Below are 26,168 nucleotides of genomic sequence, written 5' to 3'. Positions count from 1 at the left end.
AATGGAAATGCTCTACTTTTTTATTTTACTTCAATTGCTGCTCCGCAAAAGAACGATACAGTTCATGCGATTCAATTAAAGCTTTATGTGTTCCTTTACCGGTAACCTCGCCATTTTCAATAAAGATAATCTGATCCGCATCAATAATTGTAGCTAAGCGATGGGCAATTACAAATGTTGTTCTTCCTTCCATCAATCGCTGTAATGCTTTTTGAACAACCTGTTCCGATTGACTATCGAGACTTGCCGTTGCTTCATCAAGTAATAAAATTTTCGGATTACGCAGGAAGGCTCTCGCAATATTGATCCGCTGCCGCTGTCCGCCTGACAACTTTGTACCGCGTTCACCGACCTGTGTATCCATTCCATTTGGCAGTTTCTGTATAAACTGTGCTGCATAGGCCATTTCCGCGACTGCCCAAAGTTTTTCATCAGCTATATTTTCTGCATTTTCCAACCCGTAGGTTAAATTATCACGAATGGTTCCGGACATCATGGAACTCTCCTGTGATACATATCCGAGCTGGGAACGCCAGGAGCCAAGAGAAATATCCTGAATCGATTCTCCATCAAGCAGAATTGCTCCTTCATCCGGCTCATAATATCGTTCAATTAAACCGAATACAGTGGTCTTCCCTCCACCGCTTGGTCCGGCAAATGCCACCATTTCTCCAGGAGATGCGGAAAATGATACCTTATTCAGTACCTGCTCACCTGCTTCATAAGAAAAACTGACTTCTTTAAATTGCAGCGACAGCTCACCAATCTGTTTTTCAGAGCCGGGCAATACCTCTTCCTCTTCTTCCTGTAAAATTTCTGAAATACGCTCGGTAGCTCCTTTTGCTTTTTGTAATTCGGTAAAGAACATCGCAAATGTTGTAATAGGAAAGACAATCTGGAATAGATACAAGAGAAATGCGACAAGCGATCCGGTTGTCATGGTCCCCTGCTCTACCCGGATACCTCCATAGCCAATAATCATGACGATAACAAGCATCACAATCATATACATAAATGGTGCAATCACAGCGAAAATCTTTGCCTCTTTCAAGCCTGTCTGCAATAGCTTGAAAATTCCCTGCAAGCCCCGTTTTTCTTCCTTCTGTTCTGCTGTAGAAGATTTCATTAATCTAATTTCACTGACTGTCTGCTGAATCTCTCCTTGAAAATTAGCTGTCTGATCCTGCAGACTGCGAGATACTTTTGCCATCCGATTTCCCAGCGGCAGCATTACTGCCAATGTAATCGGAACAGCGATAAACATAATTAAAGTCATTTTCCAATCCATAAACAGCAGGATAATAACTGCTCCTATAATGGAAATCAAGCCAGAAATAAACTGTGGGAAATGCTGAGACACTAAATCCTTTACTATTCCTGTATCATTAATAACACGGCTGACAGACTCCCCGCTCGGCTGCTTCTGAAAATAAGGAACCGGGAGGCGGATCAGCTTTTTCCATAAGATTTCCCGAAGCCTCGCTACTACCTTTTGTCCGACATAAGCAAGAGCATAAGCTGATAAACCATCCACCAATGCATGCACAATAAATACGCCAATAATAATAGCAATAAACCGCCAATCTAAATCTGCGATGGAAAATCCATCAACAAGCTCCCTTGTTAAAAGCGGGATTGTCAGTCCTACCAAAGTAGTCAGGATACTTCCTAGTAACCCTAATATTAATACAAGCTTCGGTATCCTTGTAGACAGTAAAAGCTTTATAAAATTGCTTGATGATTGTTTCGGTGCTTCCATTTAATTCTCTCCTTCTTTCTCATCCCATAGAGGGCCCATATAATCCGTTGTGATTTGCTCGAGCCACGCTTCTTCCTCTTCCGTAATTGGAGATGGAACAAGCCGCTCGATTTCTTGAATATATGTTTCTATCCGTTCTTCATTCTCTTTGTCCTCAATATTCAAAGAAAAAATATCTGTTAATTCTTTCAAAGAATCCATCCCCACTACCTCCAGGATAAGACGATAAAAATCATCCAGCATCTGTTGAACCTCCGGATCATCTGCAGATTTTCCAAAATGCGCTCTGACCCGCTTATAAAATGTCAGCAATCCCTGTTCAAAAATCATCTTCTCCTTAGCTGTCTGCGGAAACATCTTCTTCATTATATCATCCTTAATAATTCCTTTTGCCAGCTCCTCCTGCTTCTTCTCGTTTTGCATACTTGCCAGTAAGCTGATAAGTACAGCATGGTCAACTTCTTTTTCATTTTCTAAAAGATACACCGTACGCTGGATAGCATCTAAAGCAATATCAATTTGCTCTCTATCCTTAATCAGCTTTGACTCCTGGAGCCTTAATGTATCAATAAAGCTTAAATCAAAAGTATTCGCCTGCATGTAATCTTTGATTTCATCTAAGCTCATTCCTAAAAATTTCATGGTCATAATCTTATGCAGCTGAATCATATCCTCTTGCTCATAAACACGGTGTCCTGTATGGTCATCCCGTTTTGGCTTCAATATATTCTTCTCATCATAATAATGCAATGTCCTTACAGATACGCCTGTTGATTTAGCAAACTCACTGATGGAGAATGTTTCTTTTTTCATATCTGCTTCAATTCCCTTCCCGCTTGATAGCTTTATCATACCACCTCACGTTACGTCAGGCGCAAGTGGAAAATTTATATTTTTAATACGCAACTAAAGTTAACATAAATGGTTACCCTGCATTGGTTGTTTCCTTTCCATTAACCGTTAAAATAAATGTATACCCAAACGAAAGGGATGCATGAGATGAACAAAATTACTTTATCACGGAACCTTGCTTTTTTAAGAAGAGAAAATAATTATTCACAGGAAGAATTAGCAGAAAAAATTGGTGTCACCCGCCAATCGATTGCCAAATGGGAAAATGGAGAGTCCTTACCCGATATTATCAATTGTGATGCACTCGCCACCTTATTTGATGTCTCTTTAGACAATTTAATTCATTATGATCAAAAAGAAAGCGGCTTTCCAATTCCTCCAAAGGGAAAGCATATGTTTAACACTACTCCTTTGGAGAAAGATGGTTATGTAAAATTACCAGAAAAGGCTGTGAATATGATTAATATGCAAGAAGGTGATCAGTTTCTTGTTTTAGGTGATGAGAATCCTGAAAGTATTGGTATTGCCTTAGTTCCTGTAGAATTTTTCACGGCGATGACGCAAGGAATTTTAAATCATACAAAGGTTTCTGACAAATGACAGAATATATTCTCGAAGCCAAAAATATTTCCAAAGTCTATAATGATTTTCAAGCATTAGATAATGTATCAATATCCTTGGAGAAGGGGAAAATTTATGGGCTAATTGGTCAAAACGGAGCTGGTAAAACCACATTTATGCGTATCATTGCCGGCTTATCCTTTCCTACTTCCGGAGAGCTGTATTTATTTAACCAATCGAATCAAAAAGCATTGCAGGCTGGCCGGAAACAAATGGGCAGTATGATTGAGAACCCTAGTATTCTCGGGTATTTGAGTGCGCGTGATAATCTCCGTGTCCACAAAACGATGAAAGGAATAAAAGAAAAGAATATGGAGCAGAAAGTGCTCGACATCGTCGGACTGGGGGCCACAGGTAAAAAGAAGGCAAAAGATTTCTCCTTAGGTATGCGGCAGCGCCTGGGAATTGCTATTACTTTACTCGGTAATCCGAAAATGCTGATGCTTGATGAACCTGTTAATGGGCTGGATCCGAGCGGTATTGCTGAAATTAGACAGCTAATAAAGAGTCTGGCTGCTAAATATCAAATAACCATTCTTTTATCCAGTCACCATTTAGCAGAGCTTCATCAAACTGCTGATGAATTTATTATTGTTAATGAGGGAAAAATCCTGAAAACGCTCAGCCATGACAAATTAGAGGAACAAATCAATAAACACCTTCTCATTGATTGTAATGAGCCGGAAAAGCTGCAGAAGGTACTGAGAGAATCGCTTCAAACAGAGAATTTTATTGTACAGCCTGATAAAAGTATCAAACTATATGACTTTATTAATAAAAAAGAGGAATTATCAAAAGCCCTCATCAATCATGATATTATTGTTACTACTTTTACAACGCAGGAAGAAACCCTGGAAAGCTATTATCTTCAATTAATAGGAGGTGTGAGCTGATGCAGCTGTTAAAAGCCGATTTCTTTAAATTAAGCAGGTCAATTTCACCCTGGACAGTATTTATTTTATCCATTCTCAGCGCTATTATTTTTGCTGCCAGTTCTCATTATGTTTCAACTGGAAGTCTCAGCTTAGAAGCTGCTTCCGGCACCTTATCCCTGTTTTCTGAAACACAGATGATGGCATTGCTGGGAAGTATTGCTGCAGGCATTTGCCTTACGGCCGATTTTGAAAATAAAATCATTGAAAATGCTGTTTCAGGCGGGTACAGCAGAAACACAATTATTATAAACAAGATTATTTCATTTTTTATTTTAATTGCATTGTTATATCTGCCCTATATCATTATCACAGTTATTTTTGCTTTTACAAATACTGCATTCAGCGGTTTTATCCCGACACCGACCTTAAACATTTTAGCCGGAGCAGCAGAACAGGGAGCTACAGCCGGCTTGCTCGGCAAAATCATATTAATCAGCGGGCTTTCATTGCTTATCTTCTTCAGCCAGCTGATGGTCAGCGTTTTTTATATGTTTCTATTTAAAAAAGCAGTTTTCGTTATCGCTGCCACGTATATGACCAGTCTGATTCTTGGGCCAATCTCAAGCCTGAATGACAAGGTTCATTCTGTGATGGCCTATACTCCTTATGGGATTGATTTATCCCAATTAACTCTGGGTATGAGTGGTGAATTTATAGTAAAAAGCATGATAATCAGCCTATTATTTATTTTCATTTTCTATCTGGCCAGTTTACTTATCTTCCGGAAAGCGGAGGTGAAATAATCTCACCAGCTACAGAGCGGCAGTTCAATCACAAAACAGATACTATCTATAAGAGGAAGATTTCGCGGCCTGCATCTCTTTCTTTTTTTCAATCTCCCCCCCCTGAAAGATCTCCTGCATATCTTCAAAATTAGTGTATTATCCGAATAAATACTTGTATCAAAGAATAAAAATAAATAACAATGGACAAAGGTTATCAAAAGCAATATTGATAGCTTTTTTCAGCTATTGTTATTTCTAGTATAAACGCGCACTTACAAGCCTGGTGTGCTCTATGCTAAAAAAGGAGGAAAACGATGATAACTGCTACTTGGAATTGGCTATGGGAAAAACATGACCAGGTGAAAGACATGTTTCGATTTTTCATCAAGCCTGGAGAGATGGTTGAACGAAAAAAGTGGAATAAGCCGGATGATGGGGCTGGAGGAAACAATAGTAATGGAAATGACAATGGAGATAAGGAGAAACGTTCTTATACTCCTATACAACGCACTGGTCTTATTGCCGGCCCATTATTATTTTTAATTACTTTATTATTTATATCTCCTGAAGGCTTGTCTAATGAAGGCCAGGCAGTTTTAGCAAGTACAATCTGGATTGCTGTATGGTGGATGACCGAAGCGATACCGATCCCGGCTACAGCACTTTTGCCTATTATTTTATTTCCTTTAACCAATGGTTTGGATCTTGGAGCTACCACCTCCGCTTATGGGAATGATACTATCTTTTTATTTATGGGTGGATTTGTACTGGCATTAGCAATGGAGAAATGGAATTTACACCGGAGGATTGCCATTAATATTATCTCTGTAATGGGGACGAATATCGATCGTATTGTTCTTGGGTTTATGGTTGCGACAGGATTTTTGTCTATGTGGATATCAAATACGGCAACCGCCATGATGATGGTTCCAATCGGGTTAGCTATTATTTATCAAGTATCTGATGCTCTTAAAGAGGAATCTGGTGTAGAGCAGCCGAAAGAGAATTTTGCATTTGGAAAATCATTGATGCTTGGAATTGCTTATGCCGCTTCTCTCGGTGGAATGGCTACACTTATCGGTACGCCTCCAAATGCTATTTTAGCCGGCACGGTCAAGGAATTATACAACGTCGAGATATCCTTTGCGTCCTGGATGATGTTTGGTGTTCCTTTTGCATGGATATTTATTCTTGTAGCCTGGTTTTATTTAACAAAATTTGCTTTTCCATTAAAAATGAAAACTCTTCCCGGAGGCAAAAAGATTCTAGATGAAGAGAAAAGAAAACTTGGAAAAGCTTCTTATGAAGAAAAAGCAGTATTTATTATTTTTATTTTAGCAGCTGTTGCATGGATTTCCCGTACATTCGTGCTCAATAAATTTAATCCTTATATTGATGATGCCATTATCGCCATAGCTGCTGCCCTTATTCTATTTTTAATACCTGCCAAAAATAGAAAAGGAGATTATTTAATTGACTGGAATAGTGCTGTAAAACTGCCCTGGGGGATTCTGCTTCTGTTTGGCGGTGGACTTGCTATTGCAGCTGGCTTCACCACTTCTGGATTATCTGAATGGATTGGAACACAATTAACTGCATTACAGGGAGTTCACGTATTAATAATTGTTCTGGCTGTAGTTACTCTGGTTATCTTCTTAACTGAGATTACGTCCAATACTGCAACGGCTACAATGATGTATCCTATAATGGCTGCATTAGCAATCGCGGTGGATATGCACCCATTCGTATTAATGATCGCGGCAGGGCTGGCTGCTTCATGTGCATTTATGCTTCCGGTAGCAACACCTCCGAATGCTGTTGTTTTCGGATCAGGTTATCTTCGGATTCCGGATATGGCAAAGGCCGGATTCGTTCTAAATCTAGTCGGTATTGTTTTAGTTACTTTCACTGTCTATGTATTAGTACCTTTATTCTTAGGTATTGATTTAGGGAGCTACCCTGAGAGTTTTAAATAATCGTTTTTAGCCAGAGAAAATACTATCAGCATCATAAGAAAAGTCCGGATAAATTGATTGTCCGGGTTTTTCGGGTTAGCATTTTCTATGTTCAGGCTTCAGTAGTATGCTAATCTATTTTTATTTATCCATCAGAACCTGAAGATGACCTTCCTGCTCCCTTTTGTATAATCGTTACAAATATTAAATAACCTATTGGCAATATACCTGCTATCCAGACAACTGCGTCCCATCCTGCTTTGTCCCAAATAGGACCCACAGCAGTACTTCCAAATGTAACACCAATATAATAGGATACTAAATACAGACTGGATGCGCTTCCTTTATGATGTGCTGCCTGCTCGGTCACAAAGGTTGCTGTCAAAGAATGTGCTGTAAAAAAGCCGAGGCAGGTAATACATAAACCGACGATAATCCAGGGTAAAGAAAGTATCATCGTCATAATGATGCCGGCAGATAGAATAATTATTCCTGCTATCCGGACAACGTTTAGACCTAAGATTCCTGCTATCCATCCGGCCACAGGAGCTCCAACTACCCCAAAGCCATACGCCAAAAATGTATATGAAATAGCTTTGGCGGAAAGGAAAAACGGCTCTCCTTCCAGATGGAAAGGTAAATAAGTCCAAACCGATGTAAACGAAAGCTGAAAAATAATTCCCATACCGAAAATTAAAAGCATTGATGGATTTTTCACATGAAAGGCCATACCCTCTATATCCTTCCGAAACGGCAGATGACTCGCTTCAAAAAAACGAGACTTTGGCAAAAATATCATTACAATCGCAACGATAACTACTCCTATCCCGGCGAAAATATAGAATATCGTCTGCCAGGCAAAATCATCAGCTAAGTAGCCTGCCAGCACTCTTCCAACCATGCCGCCAAAAGCATTACTGGCTATGTATAAAGCAGTGGCAATTCCAATACTCGAGCGGTCGATTTCTTCATTAATATAAGCAAGTGAGGCTGCCGGTAATCCTGCCAGTGCAAATCCTTGCAAAAATCGCATCAGAATAAAAAAATAAAAGGAGTCTGTCATTGGAATTAACAGAAACGGGATAACCGAAGCCAGTAACGAATATTTGATAAAGGGAACTCTGCCAATTCGATCCGAAAAAAATCCAAGAACAATTAAGCCGATAATTAAACCGACAATATTTATAGATAACGTTAAAGTAGCTTCTGATACCGATATATCAAAATCCCTGACAAACACAGGCAATAACGGCTGAACGACATAAAGGCTCGCAAACACGAAAAAAGAAGCAGACGCTAAGCATAAAGTGATTTTCCAAAAATAAAAATCTGTTTTATGATATTTTTTTGTTTCCATATCATGCCACTCCCTATTTACACCATTATACTAGTAAAATAAGTATTTATGATATGAATAAATTGTTTATCATATATCGTTACAGCAAGGGAACGGATGACTCTGAAATGTTGGGAAGGAACTCTTCCAAAATTAATAAACCTGCTTTCAAAAGCTAGTTCTCCTTCTAGCTTTTGAAAGCTGTTGTAAAAGCTCTTTCTTTTAAATTTATTTTCAAACAAAGATCCCCAGCCATATAGCTGTCGCAAAAGCAAGAAAAAGCAGCTTTTTCTCATCATTTGTTACTTTTTCAACATCGTCAATATCCATTTTGATAACAAGGTAGATGGCATAGCCTAAGAGAATACCAGCTCCGAATGCTCCGATGGGGCGCGTGAAGGCTGTCCAGAAAAGCAGCAATCCGACAGAAATAAAATAAAGCATCGCTGGTAATTTAGCGCCTCTTATTCCAAAAGTATCCTCTGCCCAAACAACAGAGGTTTGCTTTAGCGGAGTTGATTTTCGATCCGCATGTCTATCAGGAATATGATGGACCATCACCCAAGCCATACACCAGATTGCATTAATAAGACCATTTTGCCAAGCCCACATGGGAATCTGCTCCAGTAAAATCCAAGGTGCTGCAATTCCAAGCATCAGCATCGTTGGAAATAAACTGAGCCATTCCCCTGCGAATGGATAGTAAGCAAATTGAAAAGGCCTTAATGAATAAGACACTGCCCCCCAGATCCCAATCAAGGTTAATACTGCAAATTCTGTAAGGCCAAGAAAAGCAAACAATACCGCTATTATCAATAAGAAAAGAGTCATCCAGGTCCCTAATTGTTTCAGCATTCCTACAGACATTGCACCATTCTGTAATACACCGCTGCCTCCCGAAAGAATCCCGGGACTATGTTGATCCGTACCTGATTGATAATCTGCAATATCATTCAGGGTATGTGTCAACATGCCATGAATACATACAGCGCCAATTAATAATACAGAAGCAATTGTCATCACAGTGCCTGCTGACAAGTCCGTATAAAATAAAAGCGGTAATACCGTCGATAGAATGGTTGCCACACTGGAAAATACAACTGCAACAAGACGTAATAGCGTAATAATATTTTTTCGGGTTATAGCTGGTTGTGCTGGAAGCATTGTCATCATCCTTTTTATAAGAAATCCCTTTACATTGAATTCTTTTTTATTAGCATACTAGCTTTTCCCATCTTTTATACAGATTATGATTATAACCATTATTTTCTTCTTCACTGTAAATATTTTTGAAAGGGCGAGTAGCTGATTGCAGCCTCTGATAAAACATCTAAAACCCATAAAAATACAAAACACCTCTGATAATAGATATTCACTCTAATACTTGAGGTGCCGGATACCTTAGCTGTCCATATTTTCCACTAGGTCTATTCAACGTTTAGCATGTGCATGGATACTCTTCTGCACTCCTTTCTTTAACTATAACAAGAAAAAGCTTATAACTCTAACCATTTTATTATTGTTCTTTGAATAACGTTTCGTTTCCGTTTATTCCATTTTGTTCTGAAAAGAATCTAATTTTCTTTCTATTGCTGCAAGCCTTTCCTCCAATTGTCGATCCTTTTCAGTTGTGTCTCTCGCTTCTTGTACGTATTCATCAATTGCCAAGCTTCCCGCATAGGTGCTTATCGCATCTCCCAAAGTAGCTAATAATCCGCCAACTAAAGCCAGCTTTAAGCTGTAAGCAATTTGGATTTCTTCTGGGTTCGAAGTATCATTATTATTTTTTTCATTCATTTGACCTCAACCTCTCGATTCAAATCATGTTCCGTGATTTATAGTATTCAAATTAGACGCTTGCCGTTAATATAATATGGAAGAAAAAACGCCACAGTACTATACTATGACGTTTTTTCATTACTATTTTCTTTTATATTTCCATAACTCCGCCAGTGTTCGCTGAAGTTACAAGTTTGGAATAACGGCCAAGCCAGCCTTTTTTCACTTTTGGCTCAAAGCCTTTCCAATTTGCTTTGCGTTTTTCGAATTCTTCATCAGAAACGAGCAGATTCATTTCACGGTTTTCAAGATCTAATTCAATTAAATCTCCATCCTCTACAAAGGCAATTGGACCGCCTTCTGCAGCTTCTGGAGAAATATGTCCAATGGAAATCCCTCTTGATGCACCAGAGAAACGTCCGTCTGTGATTAAACCAACTTTTGCACCCAATCCCCGTCCTACAATCTGTGAAGTCGGAGCAAGCATTTCCGGCATTCCAGGACCACCCTTAGGTCCTTCATAACGGATAACAACAACATGTCCTTCTTCTACTTTTCCAGATTCAATTCCTTCTAATGCCTCTTCCTGTGAATCAAAGCAGATAGCCGGTCCTTTGAAATACCCGCCAACCTCTGGATCAATAGCGCCTACTTTAACAATAGAGCCATTTGGTGCCAAGTTTCCAAACAATACAGCAAGTCCGCCCCGTTCAGAATGCGGATTATCCAGCGTATGGATAACATCCTTATCCAGGATTTCCGAGTCCTGCACGTTTTCCCGAATTGTTTTCGCAGACACACTGAGGTTATCTCCATAAAACGCACCCGGCTTTTTAAGTAATTCATTAATAATCGCACTGATTCCGCCTGCTCTGTCAACATCTTCAATATGATAATTAGATGCCGGTGCAACTTTTGCTAAATGAGGAACACGGTTTGCGATTTCATTGATACGTTCAAGCGGATAATCTACTCCTGCTTCATGGGCTAAAGCAAGTGTATGCAATACTGTATTTGTTGAACCGCCCATAGCCATATCCAAAGCAAAAGCATTATCAATTGCTTCTTTTGTTACAATATCACGCGGTTTAATATCTTTTTCAATTAATTCCATTAATTGTTTTGCAGAGCGTCTTACAAATTCTTTCCGTTCTTCAGCAACAGCAAGAATTGTTCCATTTCCAGGGAGCGCCAGGCCAATACCTTCAGCCAGACAGTTCATTGAGTTAGCGGTAAACATCCCAGAGCATGAACCACATGTCGGACATGCATTTTGCTCCAACTCCAGTAATCTCGCTTCATCAATTTGTCCAGATTGATAAGCTCCTACGCCTTCAAAAACAGAAGTAAGTGAAAGCGGGTTGCCGGCACTATCAGTTCCAGCCTTCATTGGACCGCCGCTGACAAAAATAGATGGAATATTCACACGCAGAGAGCCCATCAGCATTCCCGGTGTAATTTTGTCACAGTTCGGAATACAAACCATGCCGTCAAACCAGTGCGCATTCGCTACTGTCTCCACGGAATCGGCAATTAACTCACGGCTTGGCAGGGAATATCTCATTCCAATATGCCCCATTGCAATACCATCATCTACACCGATTGTATTCATCTCAAACGGTATGCCGCCAGCTTCACGAATTGCTTCTTTTACAATTTTTCCGAATTCTTGTAAGTGGATGTGTCCAGGAACAATATCTATATAAGAGTTGACCACCAGAATAAATGGTTTCCCCAAATCCTTTGTTTTTACCCCTGCAGCATGTAGCAGGCTTCGATGCGGTGCACGATCAACACCCTTTTTAATCATATCGCTGCGTAGTTCTGCCAATTTCAATACCTTCTTTCTAAGATTTTTACTAAAAGTGTAACATTTAGAGGAAGAAACCTCTGTGCTGCTTGTTCTGGAATGCATCAGACACGCATTTCATCTAAAAAACCTTCAAAACAGATTTATTTTTCAGTCTATTTCGAATTAGAATTTTATAAATGATTTTATTATAAAAAAACATTCTAATTTTATTATTTTACTACTTATACTCAAAAATTTATATACTAAATTACAAATTTAGAGAAAAATCCTAAGATATTTCGACAATAAGTACTACAAAACGACAAAAGGAACAGTCGCTAACAATAACAACTGTTCCTTTTACACATATTGAGAGAAGGCCAAGCAATACTCAGCGCCGTACAAAACCTTCTTAAATAACACCAATTAATGCTGCAATGATTACTAATACAATACTTAGTCCCCATAACCAAGGAAGAGAATATTTGATATGGCGCCCCATTTCTAAGCCTGATAGACCAAGCGCCAGCCAAACTGCTGGTGCAAGCGGACTAACAAATGTCCCTACGATGTTTCCAATAACCATTGCATATGCAGTAGATACTGACTCTACGCCAAAACCTGAAGCAATCTGTTCCACAACAGGCAGCAATCCAAAGTAATATGCGTCTGTACTTGTTAGTAAGTCAAGAGGTACTCCTAAGAAACCAATAATAAGATGTAAATATGGCCCAACGGCTTCAGGCATGATTGTCACACCATCTTCTGCTATTGCATCCAGCATCCCTGTTCCTGTTAAAATTCCTAAAAATGTTCCAGCTGCCAAAATGATAGTTGCCATCGTCAATGCACTTGATGCATGAGCTTTAATTCTTTCTGATTGGTCTTTCATTTTCGGATAGTTGATCGGCAGTGCAAAACTAAGCCCAATCATAAATGCAAGACCAGCTGGAATGATTCCTGATACTAACAGTACTATAACACCTATTGCAATAATTGCATTTACCCAAAGTAATTTTGGACGCGCATATTGATTTTTATTGGAGTAATCTTTCTCTCCAGAATTGCTTTCACCATCTATATCTTTAGCTGTATTCTCCAATGCAGCAGCACCCTGCAGTTTTCCGTAGCGTTGTTCAATTTTCTTTTTTTCTTTAAATCCAAGAAATATCGCTATACCGATCATCAATACCATCCCAATGATTTGGATTGGAATGAGAGGGTACCATAATTGTGTAACATCCTCACCTAAAACAGATGCAGTACGTCCTAAAGGCCCAGCCCACGGAACCATATTCATGATAGCTGCACTTCCTGCGACCAAAAGAAGCAGCAAATATGGATTCATGTTCAAACGTTTATACAGCGGAAGCAGTGCTGGAATCGTAATAAGAAATGTCGACGCTCCAGAACCATCCAAATGTGCAATAGCTGCAATAAACACAGTCGCTACACTTACAGCAATAACATTCCCCCGAGAAAGCGCAACCATTTTATTGATAAAAGGATCAAACAATCCGGCATCCGACATTACACCGAAGAAAAGAATTGCAAAAATGAACATAACAGCAACATTGATAACAGTAGCAATTCCTTCATTAAAAAAAGTTCCAATTTCCCCCAATCCAAAACCAGCAAGAAAAGCCCCTAAAATTGGTATTAATACCATGGCAATAATCGGTTGAACCTTACCTCTAATCAATAAAATAACAATTGCCAGTATTGTTGCAAATCCTATTAAACTTAACATCCCTATTTCCCCTCATTTCATACTATTTATTAATCCTCGTGATTGCTAATAATTCCATTCCGCTTTGAAAGCGGTAACATTTTTTTCGATTAATAAATAAAATAGCATGAAAAAAAAGAAGGCGGAACCTTCTTTTCATAAGTTGTTTATTTCTCATATTAATCATTTTGTTCATAAGTTTCACGATACATATATTCTCGTTCTGGTCTACCGACAGTTCCGTATTTTAATGTCGTATGAACCTCTTTCGCAGACACCAGGTATTCTAAGTAACGACGAGCCGTTGACCTGCTCGTTCCAATTTTCTTACTTAGCTCCACAGCAGTAATCCCGTTCTCTTTATCCGCTTCTAAAAGTTGTCTGATATCATTCAATGTAATCGGATCAATTCCTTTAGGCAAATTCATATTTGTACTACTGGAGTAAGATGGATAACCGGCGTTTGTAATACCTGTGAAAACGTCAATTTCACTTTGGCTTAACGTCTCTTTAGCAGAAAAAATTTTCCGGTATTCCTTATATCGCTCCAGGGACTGCGCAAAACGATCCGCATCGACAGGTTTTACGATATAATCAAAAGCTCCTCCCCTTAATGCTTCTTGAATGGTTACTGTCTCGTTAGCTGCAGTAATGGGGATTAAGTCGATTTCATGATAGAAATGGCGTATTTGCCAAAGCAGCTCCAAACCTTTTACATCGGGGATGTAAATATCTAACAGAATCAGCTGTGGACGAGAAGTGCAATTTTTAAGATAGGTAAGTGCCTCTTCTCCTGTTTTTACTACTTCCTGAATCATATAGCCTTCTACCTTCTCTACATATCTCCGATTTATTTCAGCAATTCGAAAATCGTCTTCGATAATAAGAACCTGTATGCTATCATTCATCCGAATCCCCCCCATTCTTAGGTATAATCATTACAAAACAGGCACCGCCCATTTCTCCTTCTTCCAACATGATTTGACCGCCTTGTTTTTGGACGATATTTTGTGTCAAGGCCAACCCTATTCCTCGATTTTCTTCTCCTTTTGTAGAGTATCCCTGTTCAAAGATATGGACTGCCGCCTCTTCTGATACACCCTGGCCAGAATCATCCACCTCTACCACGATATCATCCCCAATGTCAGTGAAAAATAGACTGATTTGCTGCTCCCCCTCCTGATTATCTTTTACGGATTCTAACGCATTTTCAAGCATGTTCCCAATTCCAGTAATTAATGCCTCCTGCTTGTTCCCATGGTAAGCATGATTGAGTTGACTGTCCGGGTGAATAGAAATGGTCACTCCAAGTTCATTCGCCTGATTAATTTTCCCTTGCAAAAGTCCTTGAACAACTGGATCAGCTGCATGTTGTGTTAAGATTTGCGATTGCTCCTCTTGAATATTTCTTTTCTTTTTAATAAAATCGATAGCTTCTTTGTGTTCTCCTAACTGAAGCAAGCCAAGAATGGTATATAAACTATTGGAAAATTCATGTGTTTGAGCACGTTGGGCATTTGCATACTGTTTAATTTGTTGGAGTTCCCGCGTCACATGCTCTATTTCTGTTTTTTTCCGAAAAGTAGAAACTGCCCCTGCTATTTTCCCTTCCATATAAACAGGTACTTGATTTACTATGACAATAGAGTTACCTAATATCATTTCCTTATCGTACTGGCTCTTCCCGCTTTTCAGTACTTCAGACAAACCGGTATTGGGAATCAGTTGATTAATTGATTTTCCTGAAAATTGATCAAACTGCTGGTCCTCATGAAATAAGATCTGTTTTGCTGCTTTGTTCATCATGATTATCATTCCATTATGATTAACTGCTATCATTCCTTCATGCGTGGACTGCAATATTGCTTCCTTTTGCAGTAGTAAATAAGAAATATCCTTTGGTTCCATATTGAACAATAACTTTTTTATATGGTACGCAATTAAAATGGCACCTGCAATTCCTAATACGATAATTCCTATCATGGTAAGCCATAGGGACTTACTCTGATTCGCTATAATGCTTTGGACATCCTCACTTAGAAAGCCTACAGACACTACACCGATAATATTCCCTGCGTTATCTCTTACTGGCACCTTTCCACGAATAGACAAACCAAGTGACCCCTCGCTCTGAGATATATAAGCTTCTCCATTTTGTAAAGCTCGGGTATTGTCTCCACCTATCATTTTTTCTCCAATTCTTTCTGAGTTTGGATGGGAATAGCGAATTCCCTCCTGGTTGCCTACAACAATAAATTCCGCACCAGTTTCTTCCAATATAGGAGCTACCGTTTCCTGAATGACCGAAGCAGGGTCTTTTAACTCGAAAGCTGATCTTATTTCTGGGATATTGGCAACGCTTTTGGCAACACTTAGTGCACGTTTCCCAACCTGGTCTTCAATGGTGTTAGAAATAAATGAATGGAGAAACCAAGTAAAAAGAATAAAAATACCCAATATCAGCAAGGTGATCAGGAGAATCATCTTGCTTTTTAAACTCCATGTTGATTCAGGTTCAAAATTCCCCTTTTTATTTGGCTTATACGATTGAAACATATTATTAATCTCCTCGTTATGTAAAACTTGTAAGAAAGCTTGTGTATCGACAGCTTTATCCAAATCCTTCTGTTTCAAGTTTTTTCAATCTTTATACGATTCTATTATAAAGGGAAAGAGATAAATATGTCACTTTTCTATGAATATACTATCATTGTATAATCCCAGCTGCATTTGTCTAACCATTGATCGTAAATCCATTTACATTTTTATCTCTATTTCCTTCCATAAAGTGTCCCAGGCCTTTTTCTAATCTGGCGGGGAAGATATGCCATGGTATTGGTATTGGTATTTGTTTTCACTTTCGTGACAATATGCACCATTCGGATGCATACTGATCTACTTCTCTCTACGCTAATTATTACGAACATAAAAAGTAACCTCTTACAACAAACTAGTTAAAGAGATTACTTTCAATTAGTTTATAATTATATACTATCCTTCCTTACAAACAAAAGGTTAAATCCCTTGTTTAAAATTTTTGCAGTCACGTTATTTTTCTCCATCTGTTACCCTTCTATATCACGCCGCTTATATCCCATTGCGCCAATAAATAACAAGAATACACTTATTCCGCATAGAATCAGTAATGCTGCATAAGATAGCTCCTCGCTTGGATAAACCGGAACATGTTCATAGATTGATAGACTTCGTACCCAATCCGGAAGCTCTAAAATATCTCCTAAATAGATTACGATAAATCCGTAGACAAGAAATAGCCATACAAGTGAAGCAGCTCTCGGCAGCCAGCCGATGAATAAAACAGCCATCCCCAATACAAGTAAAAGAGCAGGGATATAAACCATAGAAGCCCCCAGTACATCTGAAAATGGCATCATATCCTCACTGACTGCCGCTCCCGCGCTCCATAATGCCACCGCCTGCAATATTGGCAGCAGAACTGCAATCAGGATAGATGGTATGAGATAAGCCTTCAGCAGCTGCATCCGTGATACTGCCCTGCTGAATACAAGCTCTGTCCGATTGGCTTTCTCTTCTCCACGCAGCCTCAAAAAACTGATGATGACCGGCGCTGTGATAAATAATGCCATAATGCCCATCAATAAAATAATAAACTGCTCCATTACACTGCCTTCCCCCGTTAAAAAGGCCTGCATTGCTTCATTTTCTAAAAAGAAGGCTTCTAAATCACCTAATATAAGTGCAAAAACAATATTAAGCAGCAAAATGCCAATCGTCCACATGAAAATCATTGTTTTTTGTAAACGCATGACCAGCCCGACCTTTGTTTTCAAAAAGGCAGAAGCATGGACAGAGCCTGCCCGTTCAGGTAATAATCCATCTCCAATATCACGTTTTGACCGAAGGATAAATGCCAAGATTCCAAGTCCAAGACTGCTTACTAGCAATAAACCAATTGGAAATACATTATTTTCAACAAAAACGTATGCTCTTGACAGCCAGCCAAGCGGACTGATCCAAGATAAAAACACCACATTCACATCCCCGACAGCACGTAAAAGATAGAAGAAAAATAACGCAGCAAAGCTTAATACACTCGTTCCCCTTGAGGAGGTAACGAAATTAGCAAAAAATGCGGTCATGGTGCCAAACAGCAGTCCAAAGCTGCCCAAAAGACCACTATAAAGAACAACTCCTGTAAATCCAAACCCTTCTATTTGCATAGACCCCATTGCTGCCGCAAGCAGAATAACAAATAAAATATTCACAGACAGCATAACCATAAAGGAAGCCGTCAAATAACTTAAACGCCCGACAGATCTTGATTGGACAAGCTCTAAGATGCCATTCTCCTCATCATCTCTTGTCAGCTTAGACATGAGTAAAATATTCATAACAGCCACTGCAATCGCAGAGAACAACAGCATCTCCAGTGCAAACAGGCTGCCGATTTCCTGATAATGCTCATACCCTATTCCAAGCATCGCAATCATTGCCGGGTTTTCCATGGTGATAGAATACGCTTCTCTGGACGCCTGATCCGGATACATTTCTGGATAAGCATAAGCTACGAAACAAGTCACCAAAACAAGACCTGCCAGCCACAGAAGCAATCGAAGCCGATGCTGCCGAAGTAAAATAGGAAAAAGAATCCTAGTTCCTTTGATTTGCTTTCTCATTACGCATTCTCCTCACTGCTTCTTTCCTCATAATGACGCATAAATAAATCTTCTAATGTTGGCGGTGTACTCTCCATTTTCCGCACACCATATTTGTTTAAATAGTCGATAATCTCTTCCATATGGTCTGTATCTGCCTGAAAAGTAAATTGGCCTCTTTCTTCTTCCAGCTGATGCACGCCGGAAAGCTTTGCTAACCCTTCTGGAGATTCTCTGGTTTCCACCTGCATCTGCATCCTTGTTAAATGACGCAAATCATTCAGTGTACCTCTTTCAATGATTTTCCCTTTACGAATAATCGCAACACGATCACAAAGCTTCTCGACCTCCGATAAAATATGACTTGATAAAAGAACCGTCTTTCCTGCTTCTTTCACTTCCCTTAGTCCCTGCTGAAAGGTATGCTCCATTAGTGGATCAAGGCCTGATGTCGGCTCATCCAAAATAAATAAATCAGCTTCTGAAGCAAATGCAGCAATCAAAGCAATCTTTTGCCGGTTTCCTTTTGAGTAAGATCTTGCTTTCTTAGTCGGATCGAACTGAAATCGTTCCACCCATTCATCGCGCTTCTTTTCCGAATAACTGCCATTCATTTTCAATAAAACATCAACTACTTCACCGCCCGTTAAATTTGGCCATACATAAACATCTCCTGGAACATAAGCACAGCGCTTATGAATCTCTGCAGCATCCTTCCAGGCATCCTTTCCAAATATGGTTGCACGTCCGTCTGTTGCCTTTAACATTCCCAATAAAATACGTATCGTTGTTGACTTTCCCGCTCCATTTGGTCCAATAAATCCGTAAATTTCCCCTTTATTTAATTCCATCGACACTTGATCCAGCGCTTGAAAATCACCAAATTTTTTCGTTACCCTATCCAGCTGAAGCACAGTCATAAGAAACCCTCCCCGAAAGTTTTGAAATATTACACATTATATATTTCATAATATAGATAAAATCATCTTAGGTCAATAAGTTTTGAAATATTTTTATATTTATATTTCATTTCCAAATATGATATGATAAAAATGGAGGTGGCAAGCTATGGACGGTTTTGAAAGAAGAACATTGGTTAAAAAAGAAAAAATTTTAAATACAAGTGCAGCACTTTTTCAAAAAGAGGGTATCAAAAAGGTTTCCATCTCAAAGATAGCGAAGGAAGCAAATGTTTCACAGGTAACTATTTATAATTATTTTGAGAGCAAAGAAAAGTTATTGTATGAAGCACTTATTTACTTTGTGAATCAAACATGGGAAAAATACCATAAACTGATTGAAGAGCCGATATCATACGAAGAGAAGATGAAGCAGTTTATATTTTCTGAGGCACAAACTGTAAATGATTTACACGAGGAATTTTCCAACTATATGATGGACCAATACAAAATACCTGGCAATTTTATTGAGCACCTTTATCAAGAAAAAGCACTGCCTGCAATGATGCAGCTCGTTCAGCAAGGCAGAGATGAAGGCTTCATTGATCCTGCTATCAGCGATACCGCTATCTTCGTCTATTTGCAAATGTTTACCGATTATTTGCAAAAAGGTGACGCTATCGAACAGCTTGTTCCATTAACGGAAGAATTAATGAAGCTGTTCTTCTATGGTATTGCAGGCAGTGGAGAAATTAAAAAACCTGACTGAAAGATTTTTCATCTGACAGCCAGGTTTTATTTCTATTTAATCTTTCACTTTCGCAATAATAATCATAATCACCGCTACAACAGCTGCCGGGATAAGCCAGCCCAGTCCTTCTGCATAAAGCGGAAGAACATCACCTAGTGTTTCAACAAGAACATCCAGCCATTCAGGCAGCTCCAATTCTAATGATCCGTAAAGTGCTACAAGACCATCTATGATACTAAAAAGGAAAGTGACCGCAATGGTCGGGATGTAAACAAGGCGTGAATGATTGAAAATTGGTGACACAAATGTTAATAAAACTAATACCATAGCTAGTGGGTATAGAAACATCAGCACAGGTACAGAGTAAGAAATAATATTTTCCAGACCAAAATTAGCTACTACAAATGTTAAGATGGAAAAGAAAAAGACAAACGGCTTATAGCCAATAGCAGGGATTAAGGAATGAAAATATTCCGCATTTGCTGTAACCAATCCAATTGCTGTTGTCAGACATGCCAATATAATAATAGCTGCGAGCAAAATGGCTCCAAACGTACCAAAGTAATGCGATGCTGCACCACTTAACACAGGCCCTCCATTATCAAATACACCTAACTCTGTTACACTGGTTGCCCCTAAATAGGATATCCCTACATAGATAATTGCGAGTAATGCTGTTGATGTTAAACCAATCTTAGTAACAGCAGATAAGATTTGATTATTATTCGTAATTCCAAAACCTTTAATAACATTAATAATAATGATCCCAAATACCAGAGCAGCTAAGGCATCCATAGTATTATATCCTTCAATAAACCCGGTAAAAAAGGCTGCAGATTGATACGTTTCGTCTGGAGATTGGATAGAGCCCATCGGATTGAAGAATGCAACTGCTAATAGAACAAGCAGTAAAATAACAAGAGCCGGCGCCAGGAATTTCCCAATATTATCAACAATTTTCGATGGAAATAATGAAAAAAGCAGTGTAATCAAGAAAAATACTCCAGTAAAAATTAATAAAACTGTAGAATGCGCTCCATCATTTACATATGGAGCAATGCCTACCTCGTAAGCAACTGTTCCTGTTCTTGGCGCTGCGAAGAATGGGCCAATGGTTAAGTAAAGTAATGCTGTAAACGCAAGTCCATAGATAGGATGAACACGGCTCGCAAGCTCTTGCAGATTATTTTTTCCAGAGAAGCCCATTGCCATAATACCGAGAAAAGGCAGCCCTACTCCGGTTGCTAAAAATCCTATTATAGCTGGCGTGAGGTTATCACCTGACAGTTGTCCCAGCTGTGCCGGGAAAATCAAGTTCCCCGCTCCAAAAAATAAAGCAAATAACATAAATGCAATTGCTAAATAATTTCCTATACGCAGTTTGGTATTCATTTTATTCCTCCTATTTCCAAACCTATAATTCTTGGAATTATCTAATTATTTAACATAATTTGACACGATTTCTATGTTACTACTTTCAAATATGAAATGCAATGGAAAGCAGGGTGAAATAGTTTATTTGGAAAAAAACCCCAAAAACATCTACCAGCACCTTATCTTTTTTTGATAGACAATCTCTCTGCAAACTTATACTATTATATATAATTATAAAGTGAAAATTCATTCAGTCAGGAAATCCTCTGCCAGGTAGACTGAGAAAACATTTACAAATTATAGTATAAAGAGGTCGATAGATTATGAAATTATCCCGTCGTGTAGAACAGCTTCCTTCCCAATTCTTTGCTGCACTTGCAGGTAAAGTAGCTGCTGCAATAGCAGAAGGAAGAGATATTATTAACTTAGGTCAAGGAAATCCAGATCAGCCTACGCCACCGCATATTATCCGCGCCCTTCAGGAAAGTGTTGAAAATCCTGTTACACATAAATACTCTCCTTTCCGTGGTACAGATGAATTAAAGCTGGCTGCAGCACAGTTTTATAAAAGAGAATATGATGTTGATCTAGATCCCGCTTCAGAAATTGCTATTTTATTTGGCAGTAAAATCGGCTTAGTAGAACTTCCTTTAGCTCTAATGGATCACGGTGAATTAATGCTCTTACCTGATCCAGGATACCCGGATTATCTGTCCAGTGTACCATTAGCAGATGTTACTTATGACACCTTTCCGTTATTAGAAGAAAACGATTTTTTACCGGACTATACTGCCTTAACAGATGAACAGAAAAAACTTGCTAAGCTATTATATCTCAACTATCCGAATAACCCGACCGGAGCAGTTGCAACAAAGGAATTTTTTGAAGATACCATTGCATTAGCGCAGAAAAATGATATTGGAATCATCCATGATTTTGCATATGGCGCAATCGGGTTTGACGATTATCAGCCGGTGAGCTTCCTGCAAACAGAAGGCGCAAAAGATGTTGGCGTTGAGCTATATACCCTCTCCAAAACATATAATATGGCAGGCTGGCGCGTCGGGTTTGCTGCCGGAAATAAAGATATGATTGAAGCTATCAATATTCTGCAGGATCATTTATTTGTCAGCCTTTTTCCAGCTATCCAAAAGGCTGCTGCCGAAGCATTATCAGGTGACCAAAGCTGCGTTTCCTCTCTTGTAAAGCTTTATGAACAGCGCAGAAATGTTTTACTGGAAGAATGCAAACGCATCGGCTGGGATGTAACAGCTCCAAAAGGCTCCTTCTTTGCCTGGCTTCCAGTGCCGGCAGCATTTACAAGTGAAGAATTTGCGGATTATTTATTAAAGGAAGCAAATGTAGCCGTTGCAGCAGGTAATGGTTTTGGGAAAACCGGGGAAGGTTATATACGTGTCGGATTACTTGTCGAGGACGAGCGTATTCGTGAAGCAATTTGCCGTATTGAAAAACTTGACTTATTTCAAAATAAGCATTGACGAAACATATAAAATAGGCTATTTTTAAATAATACAATTCTATAATTGCGAGTTCAAAAAATGCCACTGAAAAAGCTATGTCACAGATGAGATTGACCGCTTTACCTCAGGGACTTCTTGAACATCCTCTATAAATAATATATCTCTTATCCAGAGTAGCTGAGGGACTGGCCCGTTGAAGCTCGGCAACCTTAAAAAGGTGCTAATTCCAGCAAGACATTCGTCTTGAAAGATGAGAGCAGAAAATAAGACCATATTTTCGGGCCTCTCTTTCAACAGAGAGGCTCTTTTTATGAATTGTGCAGATATTATATTAAAGCGCACAGATGATAACATCCCCCCGCTTAAAAATAGAAAGGCAGGAAGAACATCAATGATTAAGTTAGAGAATGTCACAAAAATTTTTCCGTCCAAAAAAGGAAAAGATGTTACTGCATTAGACAATGTAACGATTTCTGTCAATAAAGGAGAAATCCATGGCGTGATCGGCTATAGTGGTGCAGGAAAAAGTACATTAATACGCTGTGTCAATTTACTGGAAACGCCATCTAAGGGAAAGGTATGGATTGACGGAATTGATTTAACAAAACTATCAAAAGAAAAGCTTCGGCAAACAAGACAAAAAGTCGGCATGATTTTTCAGCATTTTAATTTATTAAAAACAGCTACCGTCTACGACAATATTGCAATCCCTTTAAAATTACTCGGCGTACCGAAATCAAAGATTGCTGAACGAGTTGTTAAATACCTTGAAATTGTTGATTTAGTTGAGAAAAAAGATTCTTACCCTGCTCAGCTTTCCGGTGGTCAGAAGCAGCGTGTAGCTATTGCAAGAGCACTTTCTCAGGAACCACAGGTGCTCCTGAGTGATGAAGCAACCAGCGCATTAGACCCCGAAACAACCAATTCCATTCTCGAGCTATTACTAAAAATTAATGCAGAGCTCGGGATTACAATTCTATTAATCACGCATGAAATGAACGTTATTCAAAAAATATGTGATTATGTATATGTTATTGAAAATGGAAATCTTATTGAACAAGGGTCTACGATTGAATTATTTACAAAGCCAAAACAACCGACAACAAAAAAATTCCTCAATACAATTTCACAGCGGAAATTATCTGACCGTCTGGTTAATGAATTGAAGCTGGAAGGAAAAGTTGTTCGTCTGACCTTCCTGGGCGAAAATACAGGACAGCCGCTGTTATCCAAGGTTACACAGCAATTTTATGTAGAGCCAAATATTCTGACAGCAAATATTATCGAATTAAAAAATGGAATTGTCGGTAATATCGTCGTTCATTTGATTGGTAATGATCATCAAGTAGAACAATCACTCTCTTTCTTGCAGGAACAAGGCGTAGAGATAGAAGAATTGGGGGTAAACTAATATGCAATCATTTATTGATCAATGGCTGCCAATATTTTACGAAGCAATAAAAGATACATTTCTAATGGTTGCTATTTCTCTTGCTTTCTCAGTACTTATAGGTATCATTTTAGCCATCATCTTAATTTTGACACGTCCCGGGCAACCCTTGCAAAATAAATTTGTCTATCAGTTTTTTAATTTACTAATAAATGTCATTCGTTCGATTCCGTTTATTATTCTTTTATTTTTTATGCTTCCATTCACCAAATTCGTAGTAGGCACCTCTATTGGTGTGGAAGGAGCTATTGTACCACTCGTTGTTAATGCTGCTCCATATATAGCCAGACTTATTGAATCTTCCTTGCTGGAGGTAAACCAAGGTGTTATTGAAGCATACCGTGCAATGGGGGTAAAAACACATCACATCATTTGGAATGTTATGCTTCGTGAAGCCAGACCGGCAATTGTACTGGCTTTAACCATTGCAACAATCAGTCTTATCGGGGCAACAGCTATGGCAGGCCTTGTTGGTGCCGGGGGCTTAGGTGACCTTGCATACAGATTTGGACATCTGCGTTATGAAACAGATGTGATGTATGTCACTGTTATTCTCCTGATTATTATCGTCCAAGGTATCCAATCTATCGGAAACCGGCTTGCGGCGCGGATGAAAAAAGATTAAACGGAGGTAAAAAATATGTCAGTATCATCGCAAAAAGGCTCTTTTCTAGAGCATATAACTATACAGGATTCCTTTCCTATCGGACCCGAACAGCTTGAAGCTGCAGCAAAGCATACCTTACCTGAAGAAGTGTTTGGTCACATCCGCTCCGGCGCCGGCGGTGAAGAAACATTAAGAAAAAATAGAGCGGCCTTTGAGCAATATTCCATTATTCCAAGATGTTTAAGTAATGTATCTCAGGTGGACACATCTATTCGTATTCTTGGAAAAGAATATGCTTTTCCATTTATGGTGGCTCCCATCGGCCATTTAAAAATGGTCCATGAGGAGCCCGACTTTGCCATTGCAAATGTGGCTGCCTCTATGAATATTCCATATATTCAAAGCACCGTTACTGCCAGGTCTATCGAAGAGGTCTCAGAGGCTGTGCCTGAAGGACCAAAATGGTTTCAATTATATTGGTCAAGTAATGATGCTATTTCCTACAGCATGGCAGAACGGGCAGAAAAAGCAGGCTATGAAGCGATTGTAGTAACTGTGGATACAGTAATGCTTGGATGGCGGGAAGATGATATGCGCTATCAATATTCTCCCTTGAAAAAAGGGTATGGAAAAGCCAACTATGTACAGGATCCAGCTTTTCAAAAAGGACTGAAAGAAGGCCAGAATGAAATTGATTCAATTATCGAGAATCTGCATCATCCACATCTTCACTGGGACAACATAGCAGAGTTACATCAGCGTACAAATCTGCCAATCTTTTTAAAAGGTATTCTTCATCCGGGAGATGCAAAACAGGCTATAGAGGCCGGGATTGACGGGATTATTGTTTCTAATCATGGTGGCAGACAAATGGACGGGATTATTCCAAGTCTGGAAGCATTACCGGCTATCCGTAAAGCTGTCGGTCCAGATTTCCCACTGCTCTTTGACAGCGGCATCCGCCGGGGAGCAGACGTAATTAAAGCTCTGGCACTGGGCGCTGACGCAATTTTACTTGGACGCCCTTATGCATATGCACTGGCTCTGCAGGGTGAATCAGGTGTTCAAAAGATATTTGCCAACCTTGCACAAGAGGTTTCTGTATCAATGGCTTTATCTGGAGCAAAGACAGTTGAAGAAGTGAAGCAGCTTACTTTAAAAGGCTCTGATTATTAATTGTTATAAAGAGCGGGTTCCTGTCTGCTCTTTTCTTTTATGAAGCAGCTCAGGTTTCAATAATTTGGAGGAGACTTATGAAAAGAAAAGAAAATATAGTAATAGGTATATTGTTTTTGATTTCAGGTATTTTAATTACTTTTTTCCTGAATACAGTAACCATGATTATTGCACTGCTTATTATTGCTGCTACCGCTGTTTACGATATATTGAAGAAGCCGACGATTGCTAAAATTCTTTTTTATATTATTGTGTTTGGAGCATTTTCTGTTTATATCATTTTCTTTATTTAGATAAGGAGTAACTTTAC

Annotated in this window: 22 protein-coding genes and 1 riboswitch; of the genes, 10 read left to right on the top strand and 12 right to left on the bottom strand. The window is 39.0% G+C overall.

Annotated elements, in window-relative coordinates; genetic code table 11:
* Positions 1–25 precede the first annotated feature (25 nt).
* Both MKY30_RS10660 and MKY30_RS10655 read right to left on the bottom strand, forming a co-directional pair.
* Positions 26–1,759, bottom strand: a complete 1,734-nt coding sequence (locus MKY30_RS10660) for an ABC transporter ATP-binding protein (RefSeq protein ID WP_341083867.1) — start codon at positions 1,757–1,759, stop codon at positions 26–28.
* Complete coding sequence (locus MKY30_RS10655; RefSeq protein WP_341083866.1) at positions 1,760–2,611, bottom strand: MerR family transcriptional regulator; 852 nt, start codon at positions 2,609–2,611, stop codon at positions 1,760–1,762.
* 147 nt (positions 2,612–2,758) lie between these two features.
* Between MKY30_RS10655 and MKY30_RS10650 the strand changes: the two genes are divergently transcribed.
* The 4 genes from MKY30_RS10650 to MKY30_RS10635 all read left to right on the top strand — a co-directional run bounded on the left by MKY30_RS10650 (position 2,759) and on the right by MKY30_RS10635 (position 6,868).
* Positions 2,759–3,211, top strand: coding sequence for a helix-turn-helix transcriptional regulator (locus MKY30_RS10650; RefSeq protein WP_198048592.1), 453 nt, complete (start codon positions 2,759–2,761; stop codon positions 3,209–3,211).
* Positions 3,208–4,125, top strand: coding sequence for an ATP-binding cassette domain-containing protein (locus MKY30_RS10645; RefSeq protein ID WP_147210799.1), 918 nt, complete (start codon positions 3,208–3,210; stop codon positions 4,123–4,125). Before MKY30_RS10650 ends, MKY30_RS10645 begins: the two co-directional genes overlap by 4 nt.
* Positions 4,125–4,910: a hypothetical protein gene (locus MKY30_RS10640; protein WP_147210798.1), complete on the top strand. Its 786-nt coding sequence runs from the start codon at positions 4,125–4,127 to the stop codon at positions 4,908–4,910. Before MKY30_RS10645 ends, MKY30_RS10640 begins: the two co-directional genes overlap by 1 nt.
* Before the next feature lie 296 nt (positions 4,911–5,206).
* Positions 5,207–6,868 (top strand): DASS family sodium-coupled anion symporter, encoded by a 1,662-nt coding sequence (locus MKY30_RS10635; protein ID WP_156985725.1) that lies wholly within the window; start codon positions 5,207–5,209, stop codon positions 6,866–6,868.
* A 124-nt stretch (positions 6,869–6,992) separates the two neighbouring features.
* Here the strand turns inward: MKY30_RS10635 and MKY30_RS10630 are convergent, their stop codons facing one another.
* From MKY30_RS10630 to MKY30_RS10590, 9 genes are all read right to left on the bottom strand, one after another.
* Positions 6,993–8,204 carry an MFS transporter gene (locus MKY30_RS10630; RefSeq protein ID WP_339284658.1) on the bottom strand — a complete coding sequence of 404 codons (1,212 nt, stop codon included), beginning with the start codon at positions 8,202–8,204 and terminating at the stop codon, positions 6,993–6,995.
* A gap of 213 nt (positions 8,205–8,417) precedes the next feature.
* Complete coding sequence (locus MKY30_RS10625) at positions 8,418–9,347, bottom strand: prenyltransferase (RefSeq protein WP_341083863.1); 930 nt, start codon at positions 9,345–9,347, stop codon at positions 8,418–8,420.
* A 384-nt stretch (positions 9,348–9,731) separates the two neighbouring features.
* Entirely contained in the window at positions 9,732–9,980 is a 249-nt protein-coding gene (locus MKY30_RS10620) for a hypothetical protein (RefSeq protein WP_147210794.1), read from the bottom strand.
* A 133-nt stretch (positions 9,981–10,113) separates the two neighbouring features.
* Entirely contained in the window at positions 10,114–11,793 is a 1,680-nt protein-coding gene (ilvD, locus tag MKY30_RS10615; RefSeq protein WP_371863299.1) for a dihydroxy-acid dehydratase, read from the bottom strand.
* Between the two features lie 373 nt (positions 11,794–12,166).
* A complete protein-coding gene (locus MKY30_RS10610; protein ID WP_341083861.1) occupies positions 12,167–13,504 on the bottom strand; it encodes a CitMHS family transporter in 1,338 nt (445 codons plus the stop codon).
* A 158-nt stretch (positions 13,505–13,662) separates the two neighbouring features.
* Positions 13,663–14,391: a response regulator gene (locus MKY30_RS10605; RefSeq protein WP_341083859.1), complete on the bottom strand. Its 729-nt coding sequence runs from the start codon at positions 14,389–14,391 to the stop codon at positions 13,663–13,665.
* Complete coding sequence (locus MKY30_RS10600) at positions 14,384–16,039, bottom strand: sensor histidine kinase (RefSeq protein ID WP_341083858.1); 1,656 nt, start codon at positions 16,037–16,039, stop codon at positions 14,384–14,386. The genes MKY30_RS10605 and MKY30_RS10600 overlap by 8 nt, the downstream gene beginning before the upstream one ends.
* A gap of 509 nt (positions 16,040–16,548) precedes the next feature.
* Positions 16,549–18,141 (bottom strand): ABC transporter permease, encoded by a 1,593-nt coding sequence (locus tag MKY30_RS10595; protein WP_341083857.1) that lies wholly within the window; start codon positions 18,139–18,141, stop codon positions 16,549–16,551.
* Positions 18,141–19,040, bottom strand: coding sequence for an ABC transporter ATP-binding protein (locus MKY30_RS10590; RefSeq protein WP_341083856.1), 900 nt, complete (start codon positions 19,038–19,040; stop codon positions 18,141–18,143). Before MKY30_RS10590 ends, MKY30_RS10595 begins: the two co-directional genes overlap by 1 nt.
* 148 nt (positions 19,041–19,188) lie before the next feature.
* Between MKY30_RS10590 and MKY30_RS10585 the strand changes: the two genes are divergently transcribed.
* Complete coding sequence (locus tag MKY30_RS10585) at positions 19,189–19,788, top strand: TetR/AcrR family transcriptional regulator (protein WP_339284651.1); 600 nt, start codon at positions 19,189–19,191, stop codon at positions 19,786–19,788.
* Between the two features lie 36 nt (positions 19,789–19,824).
* Here the strand turns inward: MKY30_RS10585 and brnQ are convergent, their stop codons facing one another.
* Complete coding sequence (brnQ, locus tag MKY30_RS10580) at positions 19,825–21,162, bottom strand: branched-chain amino acid transport system II carrier protein (RefSeq protein WP_341083854.1); 1,338 nt, start codon at positions 21,160–21,162, stop codon at positions 19,825–19,827.
* Positions 21,163–21,467: 305 nt separating this feature from the next.
* On the opposite strand from brnQ, the gene MKY30_RS10575 reads away from it, so the two are divergent.
* The 5 genes from MKY30_RS10575 (at position 21,468) to MKY30_RS10555 (ending at position 26,151) form a co-directional block, all read left to right on the top strand.
* Positions 21,468–22,643 (top strand): pyridoxal phosphate-dependent aminotransferase, encoded by a 1,176-nt coding sequence (locus MKY30_RS10575; protein ID WP_341083853.1) that lies wholly within the window; start codon positions 21,468–21,470, stop codon positions 22,641–22,643.
* 143 nt (positions 22,644–22,786) lie between these two features.
* Positions 22,787–22,882: riboswitch (SAM riboswitch) on the top strand.
* 134 nt (positions 22,883–23,016) lie between these two features.
* The gene (locus tag MKY30_RS10570; protein ID WP_147210786.1) at positions 23,017–24,036 is read left to right on the top strand and encodes a methionine ABC transporter ATP-binding protein; all 1,020 of its coding nucleotides are present in this window, start codon (positions 23,017–23,019) and stop codon (positions 24,034–24,036) included.
* Position 24,037: 1 nt separating this feature from the next.
* On the top strand, positions 24,038–24,700 hold the full coding sequence (locus MKY30_RS10565) for a methionine ABC transporter permease (RefSeq protein ID WP_339284647.1): 663 nt from the start codon (positions 24,038–24,040) through the stop codon (positions 24,698–24,700).
* Between the two features lie 15 nt (positions 24,701–24,715).
* A complete protein-coding gene (locus MKY30_RS10560) occupies positions 24,716–25,858 on the top strand; it encodes an alpha-hydroxy-acid oxidizing protein (RefSeq protein ID WP_339284645.1) in 1,143 nt (380 codons plus the stop codon).
* Positions 25,859–25,935: 77 nt separating this feature from the next.
* Positions 25,936–26,151, top strand: a complete 216-nt coding sequence (locus MKY30_RS10555) for a hypothetical protein (RefSeq protein WP_339284644.1) — start codon at positions 25,936–25,938, stop codon at positions 26,149–26,151.
* Positions 26,152–26,168: the final 17 nt, after the last annotated feature.

It is taken from the genome of Oceanobacillus sp. FSL W8-0428 (assembly GCF_038004405.1).
Taxonomy (GTDB): domain Bacteria; phylum Bacillota; class Bacilli; order Bacillales; family Amphibacillaceae; genus Oceanobacillus; species Oceanobacillus sojae.
The sequence above is the reverse complement of the archived record's forward strand: the minus strand, read 5'-3'. Positions and strand labels throughout refer to the sequence as shown.

Bases quoted from the DNA above. Each gene is read 5' to 3' on its own strand.
- MKY30_RS10555 (WP_339284644.1), top strand. From the start codon at position 25,936: ATGAAAAGAAAAGAAAATATAGTAATAGGTATATTGTTTTTGATTTCA.
- MKY30_RS10600 (WP_341083858.1), bottom strand. From the start codon at position 16,039: ATGTTTCAATCGTATAAGCCAAATAAAAAGGGGAATTTTGAACCTGAA.
- MKY30_RS10565 (WP_339284647.1), top strand. From the start codon at position 24,038: ATGCAATCATTTATTGATCAATGGCTGCCAATATTTTACGAAGCAATA.
- MKY30_RS10630 (WP_339284658.1), bottom strand. From the start codon at position 8,204: ATGGAAACAAAAAAATATCATAAAACAGATTTTTATTTTTGGAAAATC.
- MKY30_RS10575 (WP_341083853.1), top strand. From the start codon at position 21,468: ATGAAATTATCCCGTCGTGTAGAACAGCTTCCTTCCCAATTCTTTGCT.
- MKY30_RS10655 (WP_341083866.1), bottom strand. From the start codon at position 2,611: ATGATAAAGCTATCAAGCGGGAAGGGAATTGAAGCAGATATGAAAAAA.
- brnQ (WP_341083854.1), bottom strand. From the start codon at position 21,162: ATGAATACCAAACTGCGTATAGGAAATTATTTAGCAATTGCATTTATG.
- MKY30_RS10635 (WP_156985725.1), top strand. From the start codon at position 5,207: ATGATAACTGCTACTTGGAATTGGCTATGGGAAAAACATGACCAGGTG.
- MKY30_RS10610 (WP_341083861.1), bottom strand. From the start codon at position 13,504: ATGTTAAGTTTAATAGGATTTGCAACAATACTGGCAATTGTTATTTTA.
- MKY30_RS10560 (WP_339284645.1), top strand. From the start codon at position 24,716: ATGTCAGTATCATCGCAAAAAGGCTCTTTTCTAGAGCATATAACTATA.
- MKY30_RS10660 (WP_341083867.1), bottom strand. From the start codon at position 1,759: ATGGAAGCACCGAAACAATCATCAAGCAATTTTATAAAGCTTTTACTG.
- MKY30_RS10650 (WP_198048592.1), top strand. From the start codon at position 2,759: ATGAACAAAATTACTTTATCACGGAACCTTGCTTTTTTAAGAAGAGAA.
- MKY30_RS10625 (WP_341083863.1), bottom strand. From the start codon at position 9,347: ATGCTTCCAGCACAACCAGCTATAACCCGAAAAAATATTATTACGCTA.
- MKY30_RS10570 (WP_147210786.1), top strand. From the start codon at position 23,017: ATGATTAAGTTAGAGAATGTCACAAAAATTTTTCCGTCCAAAAAAGGA.
- MKY30_RS10605 (WP_341083859.1), bottom strand. From the start codon at position 14,391: ATGAATGATAGCATACAGGTTCTTATTATCGAAGACGATTTTCGAATT.
- MKY30_RS10595 (WP_341083857.1), bottom strand. From the start codon at position 18,141: ATGAGAAAGCAAATCAAAGGAACTAGGATTCTTTTTCCTATTTTACTT.
- MKY30_RS10620 (WP_147210794.1), bottom strand. From the start codon at position 9,980: ATGAATGAAAAAAATAATAATGATACTTCGAACCCAGAAGAAATCCAA.
- MKY30_RS10645 (WP_147210799.1), top strand. From the start codon at position 3,208: ATGACAGAATATATTCTCGAAGCCAAAAATATTTCCAAAGTCTATAAT.
- MKY30_RS10590 (WP_341083856.1), bottom strand. From the start codon at position 19,040: ATGACTGTGCTTCAGCTGGATAGGGTAACGAAAAAATTTGGTGATTTT.
- MKY30_RS10640 (WP_147210798.1), top strand. From the start codon at position 4,125: ATGCAGCTGTTAAAAGCCGATTTCTTTAAATTAAGCAGGTCAATTTCA.
- MKY30_RS10585 (WP_339284651.1), top strand. From the start codon at position 19,189: ATGGACGGTTTTGAAAGAAGAACATTGGTTAAAAAAGAAAAAATTTTA.